Source organism: Enterococcus sp. JNUCC 77, assembly GCF_054819945.1.
In genome coordinates, this window is sequence record NZ_JBTHIG010000002.1 from 662,536 (window position 1) to 680,574 (window position 18,039).

The 18,039-nt window shown below is 35.1% G+C and carries 20 protein-coding genes and 1 pseudogene; 19 read left to right on the top strand and 2 right to left on the bottom strand.

What is annotated here, in order from left to right:
• Positions 1–35: 35 nt before the first annotated feature.
• From ACVWNY_RS16235 to ACVWNY_RS16285, 11 genes are all read left to right on the top strand, one after another.
• Positions 36–416, top strand: a complete 381-nt coding sequence (locus tag ACVWNY_RS16235; protein ID WP_454071984.1) for an HsmA family protein — start codon at positions 36–38, stop codon at positions 414–416.
• A gap of 15 nt (positions 417–431) precedes the next feature.
• A complete protein-coding gene (locus ACVWNY_RS16240; protein WP_454071985.1) occupies positions 432–1,901 on the top strand; it encodes an MFS transporter in 1,470 nt (489 codons plus the stop codon).
• A gap of 69 nt (positions 1,902–1,970) precedes the next feature.
• Positions 1,971–2,621, top strand: a complete 651-nt coding sequence (locus ACVWNY_RS16245; RefSeq protein ID WP_454071986.1) for a hypothetical protein — start codon at positions 1,971–1,973, stop codon at positions 2,619–2,621.
• A gap of 234 nt (positions 2,622–2,855) precedes the next feature.
• The gene (locus tag ACVWNY_RS16250) at positions 2,856–4,919 is read left to right on the top strand and encodes a PRD domain-containing protein (RefSeq protein ID WP_454071987.1); all 2,064 of its coding nucleotides are present in this window, start codon (positions 2,856–2,858) and stop codon (positions 4,917–4,919) included.
• 152 nt (positions 4,920–5,071) lie between these two features.
• Positions 5,072–5,539 (top strand): PTS sugar transporter subunit IIA, encoded by a 468-nt coding sequence (locus ACVWNY_RS16255; protein ID WP_454071988.1) that lies wholly within the window; start codon positions 5,072–5,074, stop codon positions 5,537–5,539.
• 19 nt (positions 5,540–5,558) lie between these two features.
• Complete coding sequence (locus tag ACVWNY_RS16260) at positions 5,559–5,855, top strand: PTS sugar transporter subunit IIB (protein ID WP_454071989.1); 297 nt, start codon at positions 5,559–5,561, stop codon at positions 5,853–5,855.
• A 153-nt stretch (positions 5,856–6,008) separates the two neighbouring features.
• A complete protein-coding gene (locus ACVWNY_RS16265; RefSeq protein ID WP_454071990.1) occupies positions 6,009–7,259 on the top strand; it encodes a PTS transporter subunit IIC in 1,251 nt (416 codons plus the stop codon).
• Positions 7,260–7,285: 26 nt separating this feature from the next.
• On the top strand, positions 7,286–7,930 hold the full coding sequence (gene rpe / locus ACVWNY_RS16270; RefSeq protein WP_454071991.1) for a ribulose-phosphate 3-epimerase: 645 nt from the start codon (positions 7,286–7,288) through the stop codon (positions 7,928–7,930).
• A gap of 145 nt (positions 7,931–8,075) precedes the next feature.
• Positions 8,076–8,828: an SDR family NAD(P)-dependent oxidoreductase gene (locus ACVWNY_RS16275; protein WP_454071992.1), complete on the top strand. Its 753-nt coding sequence runs from the start codon at positions 8,076–8,078 to the stop codon at positions 8,826–8,828.
• 12 nt (positions 8,829–8,840) lie between these two features.
• Positions 8,841–9,395, top strand: a complete 555-nt coding sequence (gene hxlB / locus ACVWNY_RS16280; protein ID WP_454071993.1) for a 6-phospho-3-hexuloisomerase — start codon at positions 8,841–8,843, stop codon at positions 9,393–9,395.
• An 80-nt stretch (positions 9,396–9,475) separates the two neighbouring features.
• Positions 9,476–10,144 (top strand): HAD family hydrolase, encoded by a 669-nt coding sequence (locus ACVWNY_RS16285; RefSeq protein ID WP_454071994.1) that lies wholly within the window; start codon positions 9,476–9,478, stop codon positions 10,142–10,144.
• Positions 10,145–10,208: 64 nt separating this feature from the next.
• Here ACVWNY_RS16285 and ACVWNY_RS16290 read toward each other — a convergent pair whose 3' ends face one another.
• Positions 10,209–10,970, bottom strand: a complete 762-nt coding sequence (locus ACVWNY_RS16290) for a MurR/RpiR family transcriptional regulator (RefSeq protein ID WP_218325642.1) — start codon at positions 10,968–10,970, stop codon at positions 10,209–10,211.
• A 162-nt stretch (positions 10,971–11,132) separates the two neighbouring features.
• Between ACVWNY_RS16290 and pfkB the strand changes: the two genes are divergently transcribed.
• The 6 genes from pfkB (at position 11,133) to dhaM (ending at position 15,803) form a co-directional block, all read left to right on the top strand.
• Positions 11,133–12,086 (top strand): 1-phosphofructokinase, encoded by a 954-nt coding sequence (gene pfkB, locus ACVWNY_RS16295; RefSeq protein WP_454071995.1) that lies wholly within the window; start codon positions 11,133–11,135, stop codon positions 12,084–12,086.
• A gap of 2 nt (positions 12,087–12,088) precedes the next feature.
• Positions 12,089–13,078: a tagatose-bisphosphate aldolase gene (gene lacD / locus ACVWNY_RS16300; protein WP_218325644.1), complete on the top strand. Its 990-nt coding sequence runs from the start codon at positions 12,089–12,091 to the stop codon at positions 13,076–13,078.
• A gap of 103 nt (positions 13,079–13,181) precedes the next feature.
• A complete protein-coding gene (locus tag ACVWNY_RS16305) occupies positions 13,182–14,150 on the top strand; it encodes a dihydroxyacetone kinase subunit DhaK (protein ID WP_454071996.1) in 969 nt (322 codons plus the stop codon).
• 19 nt (positions 14,151–14,169) lie between these two features.
• A complete protein-coding gene (locus tag ACVWNY_RS16310) occupies positions 14,170–14,859 on the top strand; it encodes a YczE/YyaS/YitT family protein (protein WP_218325646.1) in 690 nt (229 codons plus the stop codon).
• Between the two features lie 12 nt (positions 14,860–14,871).
• The gene (dhaL, locus tag ACVWNY_RS16315; protein WP_218326149.1) at positions 14,872–15,432 is read left to right on the top strand and encodes a dihydroxyacetone kinase subunit DhaL; all 561 of its coding nucleotides are present in this window, start codon (positions 14,872–14,874) and stop codon (positions 15,430–15,432) included.
• Positions 15,432–15,803: a dihydroxyacetone kinase phosphoryl donor subunit DhaM gene (dhaM, locus tag ACVWNY_RS16320; protein WP_218325647.1), complete on the top strand. Its 372-nt coding sequence runs from the start codon at positions 15,432–15,434 to the stop codon at positions 15,801–15,803. The genes dhaL and dhaM overlap by 1 nt, the downstream gene beginning before the upstream one ends.
• An 88-nt stretch (positions 15,804–15,891) precedes the next feature.
• Here the strand turns inward: dhaM and ACVWNY_RS16325 are convergent, their stop codons facing one another.
• Positions 15,892–16,536 carry an HAD family hydrolase gene (locus ACVWNY_RS16325; protein ID WP_454071997.1) on the bottom strand — a complete coding sequence of 215 codons (645 nt, stop codon included), beginning with the start codon at positions 16,534–16,536 and terminating at the stop codon, positions 15,892–15,894.
• 178 nt (positions 16,537–16,714) lie between these two features.
• On the opposite strand from ACVWNY_RS16325, the pseudogene ACVWNY_RS16330 reads away from it, so the two are divergent.
• Both ACVWNY_RS16330 and ACVWNY_RS16335 read left to right on the top strand, forming a co-directional pair.
• Positions 16,715–16,897 (top strand): annotated as a pseudogene (locus tag ACVWNY_RS16330) (family 1 glycosylhydrolase); the annotation flags it as partial.
• 13 nt (positions 16,898–16,910) lie between these two features.
• Positions 16,911–18,035 carry a glycerate kinase gene (locus tag ACVWNY_RS16335; protein WP_454071998.1) on the top strand — a complete coding sequence of 375 codons (1,125 nt, stop codon included), beginning with the start codon at positions 16,911–16,913 and terminating at the stop codon, positions 18,033–18,035.
• The last annotated feature ends 4 nt before the right edge of the window (positions 18,036–18,039 follow it).

Sequence of the window (18,039 nt, forward strand, 5' to 3'; positions counted from 1 at the left end):
AAGTAACAAAGTGTTACCGAAAATGGAGGAGAAAAATGAATACAACTTTAATTTTAGCCATCATCACCATTACTTTAGCATTAATTTTTTATACGATTGGTGTTTTTTCAGAAAGAAGAAGTGGCGAACTAAATTGGAAGCATGTCGGATTATTTGCATTAGGTTTAATTTTTGATACGACTGGTACGACAATTATGTCTGGGCTAGTTACTGCTCGTAACGCCGCCAATCCTTTGCACCAAATTACTGGTATGTTGGCGATTTTATTAATGGCTTTTCATTTGATTTGGGCAATAATTGTCTTACTTCGCAAAAATGAAAAAGCCAAAGCAACCTTTCATAAATTTAGTTTAGTCGTCTGGTTATTCTGGTTGATTCCTTATGTGATCGGGATGTTAATCGGAATGGGCATTTAGAAAGAAGGAAGAACAATGCAAGCAAAACCAAAAACATTTGCCTTAGTTATTTTTATTTTAGGCGTTTTTATGTCGGCATTAGATAATGGAATTATTTCCAGCGCATTAACGACGATTGAGTATAGTTTTAATATTAGTGCTGTTCAAGGCACTTGGGGAATCACCTTGTATACGTTAGGAATGGCGATTGCAACACCTATTATCGGCAAATTAGCAGATAAATTTGGTCGCAAGAAATTATTTTTGATTGAAATTTCCATTTTTGCACTAGGCTCGCTATTAGTCGCTTTAAGTCCTAGCTTTATTTTCTTTTTGGCAGCGCGCTTGCTTCAATCTTTTGGTGGCGGGGGGATTTTTATTATTGCTTCTAGTCATATTTTATCGACTTATTCAAAAGAAAAACAAGGTGCTTTATTAGGAGCATTAGGTGCGATTAATGGAATTGCTTCAGTCGTTGGTCCCAATTTAGGTAGTTTAGTTTTGAATGTGACAGGACATTGGAGTTGGTTGTTTTTAATTAATTTGCCGATCGCAGTATTTGTCATCATTGCTGGTTTAATCGCAATCCCAGAAACTAAACAAAGTCACACGCAACAATTGGATATTCGTGGTTTAACATTATTAACCTTTGGAATCTTGAGTTTTATGTTGGCGATCACTAATTTACAAAGTGGTGCATTATTGGCTAGCTTACTCACAGTAAAAGTTTTAAGCTTATTTGCTTTAGGGATTGTCTTCTTTGGCGCATTTGTCTGGGCTGAAAAAAATATCAAAGTTAAAACCGATCCATTTTTACCTTATAGCTTATTAAAGAGTCAAGGATTTTTATTGACGTTATTGATGGGATTATTATCTGGTACCTTGATTGCTATTTTTGTCTTTATTCCTAGCTTTGTGGAACAAACCTTTGGGATTTCAGCTAACAATAGCGGTATTTTCATGAGCGGAATTGGTTTGGGTTCGATTGTTGGTGCTGGTCTAGGGGGTATGTTTGTATCAAAACTAGGAGCAACCAGAACAATTACGTTATCTGGAATCATTTCCACGATAGGATTTGGTTTAATTGCTTTTTTTGGAACAAGTACAACTTTATTTATTGCCGCTTCAAGTGTTGCCGGTTTAGGTTTTGGGATGTTGATGGGGGCGCCATTTTCTGTTTTAATTAACCAAATTGCTGGAGCAAAAGACAGTGGCGTCGCCTTAGGAACCTTATCTGTCAGCCGTCAAATTGGTTTAACGATTGCGCCCACTTTATATGCGACGATTGTTCAAAATGGTTTTAGTGAGTTTGCTAAAAGTGTTGGCGGAAGTCATTTATCAGTGGAAGCTCTCTATTTAAAACTACAAAAATTAGGTGATACTGTTCAAATTAATTTATTTCATCAAACGGCACAATCTGCTTATCAAGGATTGTTTTTATTAGCAGTAGTAGCTTCGTTGATTATTCTGGCAGGCGGTTTTTATTTAAATCGTAAAAAAATCTAATGTTTAAAGTCAATTTTTGCCACAGTTTAAACCATTCGGTATACTGAAAAAAAGAACTGAGGGATGCAGATGGATTTTGCAAAATTTGACTTTGATTACTATGAGCGCAGTATCAAAGGCATGTATCAAAATTATTTTTCAAAACGAATAGGTTTAGCCAGTGGTGCATTGATCTTGATTGTGCTCTATTCATTAGTTTTTCGCGAAAGCTTATGGCTAAACGGTCTACTGGTGCTTATTTTAGCAGGGATTATTTTTTACCTTAGCAGTCAACGGCAAAAATTTCCTGAGATTTATCAGCAGTTTCTAGCTGACAATCTACCAGAAGCTAAAATCGAACGCATTCAAGAAAGCGAATATAACTTTGATGTGATGCGAGGAAATGAAGTCGCTCTGCGGATTAATAAAAAAGGCATGCGGAATTTTCCAGCGCAAAACAAACAGTATACTTTGATGGTAGGCTTCGAGAAAACTTTTTTCGCCAAACAACCTTTAGAAATTTTGTATTATGATGTCTTGGATTTAACATATGAAGAAAGCTATCGCTTGAAACGCAACGGTTATAGTAATGTGCCACGTTTTTTACGTCGTTTTTCTTGGGGAAATATCAAGTCTAGTATTGGTAACGTCTTTAGTTTTATTCTAGGGAATTTGTTTTTACTGTTTATTTTATTCCGGTTGTTACGATATTTGCTGGTGATTTTTAGACAGTTTATGTAGAGTCATAAATTAAAACGGATGGATTTTTCCATTCGTTTTTTTTGATTTTAAGGCTAAAATTCCTAAGAGGATATGCTAAAAAAATGCTACAATAAAAGATACTATGTCTATCTATTATAAGATGAAATCAAAGCTTCATCACAATGGGTTAAATAAATGCAACACTTTTTGGACTGAAATGATTAGATATCTGTATTGAAAGCGCTTATGATGATAATTAAGGAGGCTGATGATATGAGCGATCGTGATCAAGAAATACTTCACCGGCTAATTAAGCACCGTAGTGTAAAGGAATCAGAGTTGTTGGAGGTATTTAAAATATCAACTAGGCAATTAGGCTATAGTATAGATGCTATTAATGAAAAATTAAGTGAGAATGACTTACCTTTAATTGAAAAAAGAAACGGCTATTATTACGCAAAAAGCGAGGCAGCAGATTATTTAGCCGTCCATCAATCAGTGCAGGATATTATTTTTTCAAAAGAGGATCGTGTATTTTTAATTATCATTATGATCTTAACCCGGCTTGAGGAGCTTTCGTTGGATCATTTTAGTATTGAACTTCAAATCAGTAAAAATACTGCTTTGGCTGATATTAAAAAGGCTAAAACTCTTTTAAAGAAATATCATTTAATAATTGAGTTTTCTAGAAAAGAGGGCTATGAAATTGTTGGTGAAGAATGGGACAAGCGTATAGTTCTTTTTCATTCCATCACAAAAATCTATAAAAACTATGGTGAAAATGTCACCAATCAGTTATTAGAAAGTGCTTTGAAGTATAAGGATAATGTCAAAAACGATGTGTTGAAATTAGAGAAATTTTTAGGTATAAAATATACAGATGAGGATTTTTATCCATTAATTTATTTCATTTCTTCAATTTTTATCAGAATTGAACGGGGTCAGTTAATTGATATCCAACGAATCAATGATCGAGAAGAAATTATGAATACAAAGGAATATCAATCACTTTCTTATATCACATCAGATTTTCCTGATCTGCCAGAAGAAGAAAGAATCTTTATCACGTTGCAATTACTAAGCTCTAATGTTCGAAACAAAGGAATGGTTTCTGAAAAAGATTTGCCGTTTCTAGCCAACTCTTTATGGGAATTTTTAACAGAATTTGAGAGTAACACTTTTCTTGTGTTATCAGATAAAAAGGATTTACTGAAAAAATTGTTGAATCATTTTAAACCGGCGTACTATCGAATTAAATACGATCGTACCACTGAAAATGTTTTATACGATAAAATTCGTTCTGAATACAGTGTGTTACATACCTTTGTACGTCAATCTATTACACCATTAGAAGAATTTTTCCAAACAGAAATAGCAGATGAAGAAATTGCCTATATCACTTTATTTGTAGGTGGGCATTTAATTAGTAAGGAACATAATGATTTAGAAGAAAAGATTATCAAAGCAGCGATTTTGTGTCCTAACGGTATCTCCATGTCGAAATTAATAGAACAAAATTTAAGAGAAATTTTTCCAGAGTTCTTATTTTATCCGACAAATTCTATCAGGGAATATGAAAAGTTTATGTTGCCGCATGATATCGTTTTTTCAACCGTGCCAGTAAAATCAGATAAAAAAGTATATGTGATTAATGAAATACTTAATAAAAGTGACCAGTTGCAATTACGTCAAGCGGTGATTAAAGATGTTTTCAATTTAGACTTTGATAGTATTCATGCGACTGAAATCATAGACATCGTAAAAAAATATATTACGATTCCAAAGAAACAAGAAGCAAAGATGGTTGAAGAGTTAGATAACTTATTGTTGCGGGGAAATATGCAAGAAATTGAAGACGGATCGAATATCTCGGAAGATCCATCAGGAATTATTCAAGACGAGAATATCCTATTTGTTGAAGATCAAATCTCTTGGGTTGAAGTTTTAGAATTACTTAGTCAGACTTTAATCAATCAAGGAAAAGTAAAGCCGAAATTCACCGCAGCCTTAAAAAAGGAGTATCAAGATCAGCCAGAGCATATTATCTTGCGTCAAAGAATTGTCTTGCCACATCTTGATCCGACAAGGATTGAACAAAAATTGGGCGTATCCTTTTTAATTTTAAAACAGGGGATAATGTATCAAGGAAAAAGAATTTATGTTGTAGCACTATTAGCGACACCTGATAAAACTAGTCATCTGCCGATCTTATACCACATTAATAAAATTGCTAAAGATGGTGCGTTTCTTAAATCCTTAATAGCCTTAGAAGAACCTAAAAAAATAAAATTAGCGATTCAAAACTTTACAGATGAAATAAAGCAGTCGGATAGGTGAAACGAGACAAAATTGTTTGTCTCGTTTTTTTTGATCACAATGGCGAAAAAATTTTCAACAACTTTTGGGAGAAAAGTAAATAGTTTTTTTTCTTGAAAGCGCTTATGATTTAGTCAGCAAGTAAAACACCCCAACAAAAAGGAGAATGACAGATGATAAAAGATTATGTGAAAAAAGAACTGATTGTTCTTGATTTAGATATTCCCGACCGTCAGGAATTATTTAAACAGATGGCCAAATATTTTGGTGACAGAGGATATGTAAAAGATGGTTTCTACGATTTTATTATTGATCGCGAAGAAAACTATCCAACTGGTTTAGATTTAGAAACGCATAATGTCGCAATTCCTCATGGCAACCCAGAATTTATTGAAAAGTCGTTTATTTCAATCGTAAGGTTAACCCATCCGATTAAAATGAGAAAAATGGAAGATGCTGATGAAGAAATCGATGTCGATTTATTCTTCATACTAGGACTAAATGATGGAACACAACATTTACAAATTTTGAAACAAGTCATTGGATTGATTCAACAAGAATCTTTTGTCAATGAAATTAAAGCAGCCAAAACACCTGAAGAGGTTATGGATAAAATTTCAGCAGTTATTGTTGAAAATTAAAAATTAGGAGGAAATGGTAATGAAAAAAGTAAACATTATAGTAGCGTGTGGAAGTGGCGTAGCAACATCAACTCTTGCAGCAGACGAGGTAAAAGATTTATGTAAAGACAATAATATTCAATACAGCTTAAACAAATGTAGTATGACAGAATTGCCAACAATGAGTCAAAATGCAGACATTGTTTTAACAACCAATAATTTTAAAGGGGAATTAGACGTTCCTGTAATGAGTATTATGGGATTTGTAACAGGGATTAATGAGGAAAAATTAAAAGCTAATTTATTAGAAAAACTAAAGGAAATCCAAAATTCCTAAGAAAAAAAGGTTCCGCTTTTGCCTGAGAAACAAAGCGGAACCAATCAAAAATAATCTTACAAATTGAATCATATCATATTTTATACTAAATAGTGATTGCAAAATACTTTTAAAGAAAAAGCAGTTATGTATTTTAAGAAGAGGAGAGAAGAGATGGATACATTAATTAATATAGTACAAACAATTACAGGGATGGGTGCTTCAGCTATTTTACCGATTATTATTACGATTTTAGGTTTAGTTTTTAGAATGAAATTAGGAGATGCGGTAAAAGCCGGTTTAACCGTTGGTGTTGGTTTTATCGGATTGACTTTAGTCGTTGGTCTATTGAATACAGCGTTAGAGCCAGCAGTTGATTATTATTCAGCAATTGGTGCAGGTTTTACGGTAGCTGATATTGGCTGGCCGGCAGTTGGTGCAGCTTCTTGGATGGCACCTTTCGCTGGGTTAGCAATTCCGATTGGCTTGGTTTTAAATATTGTGTTGGTTCGCTTGAAATTAACTAAAACATTAAACGTAGATATTTGGAATTATATGCACTTTCTAGTACCTGGTGCCTTGGCTTATTTTATCTTTGATAATTTCTTTATCGGTTTAGCGGTAACGATTGTCTTATCTGTTTTAGCATTGTTTGTAGGCGATTGGATTGCCCCGATGTGGCAAGAGTATTACGGACTTGAAGGAACTACTTGTACAACGATTATTCATACTGGCTGGACTTTATTGGTTGGTTTATTGATCAATAAAATTATCGATTTTATCCCAGGACTAAACAAATTAGATGTTAGCTTGGAAAAAGTGAATAAACGAATTGGTGTTTTTGGAGAACCGGTAATTATCGGTGTGATTGTTGGGATTTTATTAGGTTTACTAACGAAACAAGGAATTACCGAAATTATTCCAATGGGCATGGGTATTGCCGGTGTAATGGTGTTAATGCCTAAAGTCGTTGGTGTTTTAATGGATGGTTTATCACCAATTGGTAAATCTGCGAAAAATTATATGCAAAAACAAATGGGTGACGATGCTGATTTAAACATCGGGATGGATGTTGCTTTAGGTTTAGGTGACCCAACCACGACAACGACAACAGTTATCTCAATTCCATTAGTTATGCTTTGTGCATTAGCATTACCAGGAATTAAAACTTTCCCAATCGGTATCTTGATGTCGGTTATTTATATGTCAGTAATGATGGTTATGGCTAGCAAAGGAAACTTATTACGTTCAATTATCTCCACCGTACTTTTCTGTGTGATTGTACTTTATTTGGCAGGCTATGTTGCACCAGGTGCAACAGAGATGTTGAAAGGTGCTGGTGTTGGTCTAAAAGGACAAGGAACCGATTTTGTTTTAACTGGTCCATGGAGTATCTTAACTTATTGGTTATCAACAATTTTCTAAAAAATATGAAAGAGGTTTAACATACAATGGCACAAATATTACCTTCAATTTTTGGCGCAGATATTCTGCATTTACAAGATGATATTGATTTTTTAGAAGCAGAAGGAACGGAAATTTTGCATGTGGATTTGATGGACGGAAATTTCGTTTCGAATATTGCTTTCGGACCAAATCAAATCGCTGAAATGAAAAAAAATTCAAAAATGATTTTTGATGTTCATATGATGGTTGCCCATCCGAAAGATCATTTAGATGATGTGATAGCAACAGGAGCAGAAATGATTTCTGTCCATTATGAATCAACCCCTCATATTCATTCAATGGTGCAAAAAATTCGTCAAGCTGGCAGAAAAGCCGGCGTAGTTATTAATCCTGGGACACCAGAAGCCTGTCTGGAATATTTACTGGATGACATTGACTATATTTTGATTATGACCATTAATCCTGGACAACCAGGGCAAAGCTTCATTCGTAAAAGCCTTGAAAAAATTCGTCATACGAAACAATTAATTGGCGATCGAAAAATTCAAATCGAAGTCGATGGTGGTGTTAATCAAGCAATCGCTCAAGAATGTGCAGCAGCAGGAGCAGAATTAATTGTGGTAGGCGACGCTTTGTTTGCTGGTGACAAAAAGGATAATTATCAAGCATTGAAAAATGCTGTTCAATAAAACGATGAAGTTGTGACATAAGATTTTTTACAGAAAATATCTGAACTACTATGTTTGGTGTACGAAGTTCAAATGTTAGCAGCGTCTGTTGGAACTTATGTCACAGCGAAATACTTAAAAAAATTTTTTTAAAGGAGAAATAACTATGGGAAATTTTGAAGGAAAAGTTGCATTAGTGACTGGAGCAGCACATGGTATCGGTAAAGGAATTGCAGAAAAATTTGCAGCAGCAGGAGCAAATACAGTAATTGTTGATTATAATCCAGAGACAGGGGAAGAAACGGCGCAAGAAATTTCTAATAAATATGTTGATTCGTTGTTCATTCAAGCCGACGTTTCTGATCCAGATGCTTTGGTAGCAGCTCGTGAACAAGTTTTCAAAAAATTTGGCCGAATTGATTTTCTTGTATTAAATGCAGGGGTGGCTTTCGCAAATAAGATGAATGACATTTCTTTTGATGAGTGGAATAAAACTTTGAGTATTAATTTAACTGGTTTATTTAATACGGTAAAAGCTTTCTATAATGACTTTTTAACAAATGAAGGTTCAATTGTTTACATTAGTTCAGGATCTGCATTAAGCGGTACAGGTGGCGGTGTTTCTTACCCAGCTTCAAAAGCTGGTGGTGAAGGACTGATTCGTGGACTGGCTAAAGAATTAGGGCCCAAAGGTGTAAATGTAAATGCCATTGCGCCTCGTTTAATTGATACCGGAGAAATGATGCGTGTAAATTACCCGACACAAGAAAGTCTAGATGCAGTAATTCAAAAAATTCCTGTTCGCCGTTTCGGAACAATCGAAGATGTCGCGAATTTGGCAATCTTTTTAGCAGATCCCGCAAATTCTTATATTCAAGGGCAAACAATCTTAATGGATGGCGGAAGAACAATTGCTTAAAGGAGAATCTAAATGAAAAATTACACATTGGATATTTTAACTGAATTAACCGAAAATGCTCAAAAAATTGATGCAACTGAATTAAGCAACTTCGTTAAACAAATCAGAGGGGCTAAGCATATTTTCTTAAAAGGTGCTGGTCGATCAGGAATTGCTATTCAAGCATTTGCTAACCGACTAATGCATTTAGGCTTTGATGTTAGCATTGTAGGAGAAATTAGTTCTCCCCACTCCCAGCCTAGAGATTTATTAATCATCTGTTCTGGATCTGGTGAAACTGGAAGTCTAAAAAGTTTAGCGGAAAAAGCCAAAGAAAGTGGCGTGGATCTTGCTTTAATTACGATGAAAAAAGATTCTTCAATTGGCCGTTTGGCAGATGCGGTAGTGGTTTTACCTGGCACAACCAAGGATGAAAATAACCGTGCTGAAAATGCTTTTGCGCAGCCGATGGGCTCAGCCTTTGAACAGTTAGCATTTTTAACCTTTGACGGTCTGGTGTTAAATATTATGGAAGAAACCGATCAAACATCGGAAAAAATGTTTGCCCGACATGCAGATTTTGAATAAATAAAAAAAAGGGTGATGCTGCTTAAACAGAATCATCCTTTTTCTAATTTTACTTTAGTAGATATTTAGGAGGTTTGACTATGAAAGAAACAATAGAAGCGATTATTTTTGATATGGATGGTGTTCTTTTAGATACCGAACCCGTTTCTAAACAAGCTTTTGAAAAAGCCTTTGCGTCAGAAAAAAAAGATTTAAGTGAAGAAAAATATCAAGAAATATTAGGTAGGAGCTTAAACGATATAAGTAAAGTATTATCAGAAAAATATCAAGATCCATTGATTGGAAATAAAATTGTCAAAAAACGCGACCAATTCTTTTTAGACTACTTTAAAGAGCATGACGTAATCATTAAACCAGGTGTTTGTAGCTTTCTGGAATATTGTGAAAAAAGAAATTATAAAATTGCTGTAGCAACTTCCGCGAGTCAAACTACTGCAGAATACTTACTTAAACAAGCCAATATTTATGATTTTTTTGATGCTTTTTCCTTTGGATCAGAAGTAGAAAAAGCGAAACCAGATCCAGAAATTTTTCTTAATGCGGCTAAAAGATTGAAGGTTAAACCAGAAAACACCTATGTCATTGAGGATGCAATTGCAGGAATTAAAGGCGCTCAGGTAGGAAATTTTATACCAGTATTCATTCCCGAAAATCAGATTGTAAAAGACAAACCAGATGAAATAAATCAATTAGTTTTTCAAACGATGGCAGATTTTCAACTTTATATGATCGAATCGTGTTTTCAATAAGGGGATTATCGAAAGGGAAACTCTTTCATTTAAACTAATTAACAATAGTAAAGGAAGTAACCATTTAGTTACTTCCTTTTTTGGTATCCATTCGAATGACATAAGAATCTAAGAGAATGCGGGCAATAACTGATAGTGGTAGCCGGGAACGGACTTCATATTCTGGAAAGAAAGAAACTTCAGATTTATAGCCGATAAGCGCTAGTTCACAGAGGTCAGTTAAAGGTGATTCAGTGTTGGTAGTTATTAAAATAGTACCGATTTCTTTTTTGTAGCAATTTTCAGCTGCATTTACTAACTCTTCGGTCTCGCCATTTAATGAGACGAAGATAGCAATATCGCTTTTCTTTAAATATTGACTCATGATTTTGATGATATTTGGATCAGTGTGCAGCTCACAGTATTTATTTGCTAATTGAAATTTTATCTTCATTTCTTCACCGATTAATTCGGAAAAGCCTCTAGCAAAGATTAACACGCGTTCAGAACTTTTAATTTTTTGGATAGCATCTTCAATCACACCAGTGTTCAGCATGTTTAATGTTCGGATGACTTCTTGTTCATTTTTGATAATAGATTTCTTGATTTCGCTGTCAATCTTTTCGACCTTTGAAAAATTAATGGATGTATTTTGCTCGTCTTTTAAATGATGCTTGAAGGCAGTAAATCCTTCATAACCTTTTTTCTTCATGGTTCGAACAATGGTTGATGTGGAAACATTGGCTAGTTCGCTCAGTTTAATAATGGATAAGTTTGGGATGTCATTAATATTTGCGCTGATATATTTCCACAGATAAGCCTCTGTTTCACTAAGTTTTGAGTCCATAGGCACACTCCTTACAGTTCTTTATCTATTTTAGATATCTGACTTGAAAAAAGCAAACGCATTTTTTTAAAGTTGGCAAGGTTTCCAACTTTTTAACAATATTTAGAAAACATTTTCAGTCCGAGGTAGGTCATACTTAGTTCATTGATAGGAGGGAGTAGCTTGTCGAATATCTATACCTGTACTTTAAATTTAGCAATTGATTTATTTATAGAAACCGACACGTTGATACCAGCTGTCGTCAATCGAACCAAGGATGATGATATTCAAGCGAACGGTAAAGGGGTCAATGTTTCTCTAGTTTTAAAAATGTTGGGAATCAATAGTACCGCCATGGGGTTTAAAGCTGGTTTCACTGGCCAATATATTGATGACTTTTTAAAGGGAAAATTAATTGCGACAGATTTTATTGATGTTCCTGGATTGACCCGCATCAATGTGTTTACCCAGGTCAATCAAACAAAAGAAGAATACAAATTGGTTAATAAGGGACCAGAAATTCCAGCAAAAAGTACGGTTGAATTTTTAACTCAAATTGAGCAATTAAAAGCGGGAGATTATCTCAGCGTTTCTGGTAGTTTGCCAAGAGGTGTTTCGCCAACAATTCTGATGGAAATTGCCAAACGTTGTTACCAACAAAAAGTATTTTTGATTATTGACAGCAGTTATTTGGAAGTGTTGGATTGTTTGACTTATCAACCTTATTTGTTAAAGCCTAACGAAGAAGAACTGGCTGCTTGGTTTGGTGTCACGATCAACACAAAAACAGAATATCTTTACTATGGTCGAAAATTAATTGAACTAGGTGCACAAAATGTGTTGCTTTCACTAGGTGGTGAGGGAGCTTACTTTTTTAGTCAGAATCAGATTTTATACGGTAATTCTCCAAAAGGAAAAGTCGTTAATACGGCTTGTGCTGGGGATACCTTACTAGGAACCTTTTTTGCAGGTTTATTAAAAAAAGACGATCTTGCAGCTACATTGAAAAAAGGTTTAGCGGCTGGTAGTTCTACAGCTTTTCGAAAAGGTATTACTGACTTTTCTGATGTATCGGATTTAGAAAAACAAATTACAGTTCACACTGTGACTGATCAATCTAAAATGGAGGCAAAATAAACATGAAAAAAATTAGCGGAACACAATTACAAAAGTTAAAAAATACGAGTAATTCTAATGGTATCATTGGTGCACTGGCAATTGATCAACGGGGCGCTTTAAAAAAGATGATTGGCAAGTATAAAGCCGAAGCTACTGAGCAAGATATTGAGGATTTTAAAAAAATTGTTTCAGAAGAATTAACGCCTTATGCAACTTCCATCTTATTGGATCCTGAGTATGGGTTACCAGCTGCTAATGCTCGTGCGAAATCTGCCGGTTTATTATTGGCTTATGAAAAAACTGGTTACGATGCTACGACACCAGGACGTTTGCCAGATTCATTGAATGTTTGGTCAGTTAAACGCTTGAAGGAAGCAGGAGCAGATGCTTGTAAATTTTTATTATATTACGATATTGATGAAAGCGATGAGATTAATGATCAGAAGAAAGCCTACATGGAACGAATCGGATCTGAATGTGTCGCTGAAGAACTGCCATTTTTCTTAGAATTGGTGTCATATGATGCAACGATTGCTGATGCTTCATCAAAAGAATATGCCAAAGTAAAACCGCATAAAGTGAATGACATGATGAAAGAATTCTCAAAACCACGTTACAACGTAGATGTTTTGAAAGTAGAAGTCCCAGTCAATATGAATTTTGTGGAAGGCTTTGGTGAAGAAATAGTTTACTCACGAGAAGAAGCTTTGAATTATTTCAAAGAACAAAGTGAAGCAACTGACTTGCCATTTATATTTTTAAGCGCTGGTGTTAGCGCAAAATTATTCCAAAAAACTTTGTACTTCGCTAAAGAAGCTGGTTCAAGTTTTAATGGCGTACTTTGTGGCCGGGCAACTTGGGCAAATGGGGTTGAACCATTTATTACTGAAGGTGAAGCAGCCGCACGTAAATGGTTACAAACAGAAGGCAAAAAGAATATTGATGAATTAAATAGTGTACTAGCAGAAACAGCTAGTTCGTGGTACGAAAAAATTATCAGTCAGCATTAAACTAATCGGATCACCTGAAAGTAATATTCTCATTGCTTTCAGGTAACCCACTAGTTTTTTATTAAATAATGAAAGCGCAATAAAAATAAAGGGGGAGTTCAGCTTGCTAAACAAATTAAGGAATCGCCATGTATTAATCGATTTATCAGAGGATATTATTAAGAAAGAGTTATTAGGCATTATTAAGACCCGACCTGATTACTATCAATTGGTGGATGACGATTTTGGTTATGGATTAATGTTAAAAGATCGACCACTTAAAAAAGTTGGCGTCATTGCATCTGGTGGTGGCGGATTAGGAAGACTATTTCCAGCGGTTGTCCATCAGGATTTAGCTGATGCGGTCAGTGCCGGAGCTATGGATACAGCACCTAATTATTTAACAATTTATAATTTGGCTAAAAAGATCGATACTGGCCAAGGTGTGATTTTACTAACCAACAATTATAGTGGCGATGTCATGAATAATGAAATGGCGGTAGAAATGTTAGAAGCTGACGGCATCGATGCGACGATTGTTAAAGTGACAGATAATTTTTTCAGCTCAAAAGAGAAAAATAAACGCTCTGGTTTAGCTGGTATTTTAACTTTAATCAAGATTGCCCAACAAGCTGCTAAGAAAGCTTTATCATTAAAAGAAGTGACTGAAATTGTTGAGCAGGCCAATCAAAATTTGACTTCTGTTACTGTCATGGCAACAAATGAAGGCAAGTTAATGTATGGAAAAGGCCTGGCTGACGAACCAGCTAGCTTTAATAGTGAATTTAAGGGAGAGGCTGCCTTAGTAAAAGAATTAAGCGATTTTGTCTTAAATCAATTAGCTAATGGCACCAGTAAAAAAGTTTGTATTCAGTTGAATACAATGATTTTCACTTCATATATTGAAGGGAATATTTTATTGAATAGTATTGTTGATTATTTTAGCCAACAAGGCTATGAAGTAGTCTTAGCTAATGTGGGTAGCTATTACGATATGTTTAATTATACAGGCTTGATTTTGACGGTTCTATCGGTTGATGAAAGCACGCAAGAATTTATTCAACCAGTTACAAATTACGATTATACAATCTAAAAAATGGGGGAAGTTAATCATGGATTTAAGTAAATATAATGTACGGAGTGTTTTTTCATCAGCATTAGGAATTGTGATTTTGTCATTAGGTATTTCAATTAATAAAGGTTCTGTTTTGGGAATGGATACTTACACGGGAATGAATACGACAGTTTCAACTTACTTTGATATGTCATTAGGCAATTATCAATTAGTTTTAAATATCATTCTTTTATTATCGATGTTTGTGTTTGGTCGCTACTTATTAGGTCTAGGAACAGTTCTAAACATGGTTTTTGTTGGTTATTTAGTGGATTTCTTCTTAAAATTATTTGATGGAACAATTCTATCATTTGATGTTGAAAAATCGATTTGGGTTAGACTCATCCTGCTAATTGCTGGTACAATTATTTTGTGTTTAGGCGCTTCATTATATATGACTGCTGATTTAGGTGTAGCACCGTATGATGCGTTGGCAATTATGATGTCTGATCATATCAAAGGACTCCCATTTAGTATTGCGAGAATTATTACTGATGTGATTTGTGTCATTGTTGGATTAATCTTTGGGACCGTTTTAGGATCTTATGCTTTTGGAACAATCATTGGGATCGGGACAGTCTTGACGGCATTCGGCACAGGACCATTTATTGATTTCTTTAATAAAACAATTTCAGCATGGATCGTTGGAAAAAATCAAATGGTAGAAACAAAACAAAAGGAGGCATAACTGATGGTCGAAATGACTACTGAAAATATAAAAAAATGGGTTTCTTTATGGGCAGATGATTTATTAGCCAATAAAGATTATCTAGATGAATTAGACACACCGATCGGTGACGATGATCATGGTACCAATATGGAACGCGGCGCAAAAGCAATCCAAGAAGTTTTAATGAATGAATACACTGACCCTCAAGAATTGACAAAAAAAGTTGCGATGGCACTTTTAACTAAAGTTGGTGGTGCTTCAGGTGTAATTTATGGCACCGCATTTTTAGAAATGAGTAAAGAAACTTCTCTACCAGAAATGATAAAAGCTGGAATTGCGGGCATTCAAAAAAGAGGGAAAGCCGAATTTGGTGAGAAAACTTTATTGGATGTTTGGTTGCCTATTGAAGACGCTATTTTAGCTGGAAATTTAGATGAAGACAAGGTTACAGCAGCTGTCGATGCAACAATTCCATTATTGGCAAAAAAAGGTCGGGCGGAATTTGTCGGTGAAGAATCGATTGGTCATGTTGATCCTGGCGCGGTTTCAAGTGGATACTTATTTAAAGCATTAATAAAGGTGGGAGAATAATGACAGTCTATGGTATTGTAATAGCCTCTCACGTGGCAGAAATAGCTGAGGGAACCAAAAAATTGGTAGAACAAGTTGCTAGTAATGTTCCCGTGACAATTGCCGGCGGTTTACCGGATGATGGCATTGGAACAAGTATAGAAACCATTCAAAGTGCAATTGAAAAAAACCCAGCAGATGAAATCCTAGCTTTTTACGATATTGGCAGCGCTAAGATGAATCTTGAGGTTTGTTGCGAATTGGTGGATAAAAAAGTGCAAATTTTTGATTGTCCCATTGTAGAAGGAACTTATTCGGCTGCTGCATTGGCCGAAGTAGGTGTCTCGATCGACGAAATTCAAAAACAATTACAAGCATTGGTGATCAAGTAAAACAATAAGCATCTCTCAAAAATCTGCTAAAGATTTTAAGAGGGATGCTTCTTTGTGGTTTATCAGCATGTCGCAATAAAAATCATTTTTAACTTTTCAATACTTCCTGAGCAGCAATAAAATCATGAAAACTCCCTGAAATAAGCGGGGCATATTCTTGTGGTAAGTCCATAAAATTCGTCAAATAGTAAACCGGTAGTTTAGCTCCTTGGGCTGCTCTCACACCACTAATGGAATCTTCAAAAACGAGACAATCTTCGGCGGATACTTGCGCTTTAGCCAGAATATTTAAGAAGATCTCTGGATCAGGCTTACCAACTCTGACTTGGTCACCAAAACTAGTATAAGAAAAATAATCAAACAAATTCAATTTTTTTAAAATAGTCGTTGCTTCTGCTTGATGTGAAGAAGTTGCCAAACAGCAAGTGATGTTTTTCTGAAGACAACTCTGTAAAAATTCTTCCGCACCATCCATTATTTCGAAATCACCGGTTGCAGTAGCGATTTCCCGTCGTCTTAAAAATTCAGTGAACAATTCGTCAAAGGGAAATTCTGCTCCATAATGGGCGATAAAATGCTGTTTAATAGTTGTAGTCGGGCGGCCCAACAAGGTTTGATAGAAGGCTACATCTAGAGGAAATCCTTTATTATTGACTAATTCCTGCCAAATATAAAAATATTTTTCTTCAGATTTAATCAAGGTGCCGTCCATATCGAAAATAATTGTGTTCATTGATAGCTCCTTTTTGGTCAATTATACTCTAATTTTAGCATGGAATTTATCAGACACAAGACTGTTAGATGAAGTATAATAGAAAAAACAAATAAGGAGACGAAAAATGGTACAACTAGAACGAAAGAAATACCGACACCACCATTAAAATTCCTTATTTAACTGCAGTTGATTTGGGGGTTGTATTGATCTAATCTCAAACTCCACCAATCAAATGGAAAAACGTTATGGATTTATTTATGTTGATTTAGATGATTTTGGAAATGGTAGTTATAAACGTTATAAAAAGACCTCATTTGACTGGTATAAGGAAGTGATTGCTACAAATGGTCGCTCATTACAAGCAACCAGTCTAGTCTGAAAAGGAGTGTACCATGAAAATTTTAGTCGCGATGGATTCATTTAAAGGTAGTGCCACCTCAAAAGAAATCAATCAAGCCGTCGCCGATGGGATGAAAAAAATCAATCCACAAGCGGAAATTTCAACTTATTCTGTCGCAGATGGCGGTGAAGGAACAATTGCTGCTTTTTATGAGAATGATTTAGGTCAATTAATGGAAGTGACGACGCTGGATTTATTTAACCAACCGATTTCAGCCATATACGTTTTATTTGATGAAAAAACCGTAGTGTTAGAAGTCGCAGAAACAGCGGGGATTCATTTTTTATCAGAAGAAAAAGAAAATAAATATGCCAGTTCTTTTGGCGTTGGCGATATGCTGCGACGAATTAATGAAAAACATCCTGAGATTGAAAAATTTATTATTGGTTTAGGCGGTAGTGGGATTAATGACGCTGGGATTGGTATGATGCAAGCTTTGGGGATTTCTTTTAAAAAAAATAATGGCGAAGAAATTGTATACGGCACAACAGAGATTGAAGAGATCATGGAAATTGATATTAGCAAATTCAATCAGGCTTTGGCTACAAAAGAATTTATTTTGTTATCGGATGTCAAAAATCCTTTAACCGGACCAAGTGGGGCGACTTATATTTTTGGCAAACAAAAAGGAGTAATTGATTTAGAAAAGGTTGATCAAGCTTTGCAGCATTATGCAAAAGTATTAACTGCTAAATTTGAAATTGATTATTCAAAAATGGAAAGTACCGGAGCTGCTGGCGGGATTGGCATTAGTTTCTTGTATTTTTTAAACAGCCATTTTGTTTCTGGTGCAGAATATATTACTGAGATGTTGGCTTTGAAAGAAAAAATGGCAACAGTTGATTTGGTCATTACTGGTGAAGGAAAGATGGATCGACAATCTGCCTATGGGAAATTACCAACCATCATCGCGCAATTAGCCAAAAGTCAGCAAAAGAAAGTCATTGCAGTAGTGGGTGATGCCAGTGAAGTGACTACTGAAAACTATCAGGCTGGAATTGATTTGATTCTGAGTTTACCGCGAGGACCCATGACTTTGAGGGATTCAATCGAACAAACAAAAAAATTAGCCAGTCAGACTGGTGAGGATATTATGCGCATCATGAAAAAGCTTTAGCCTA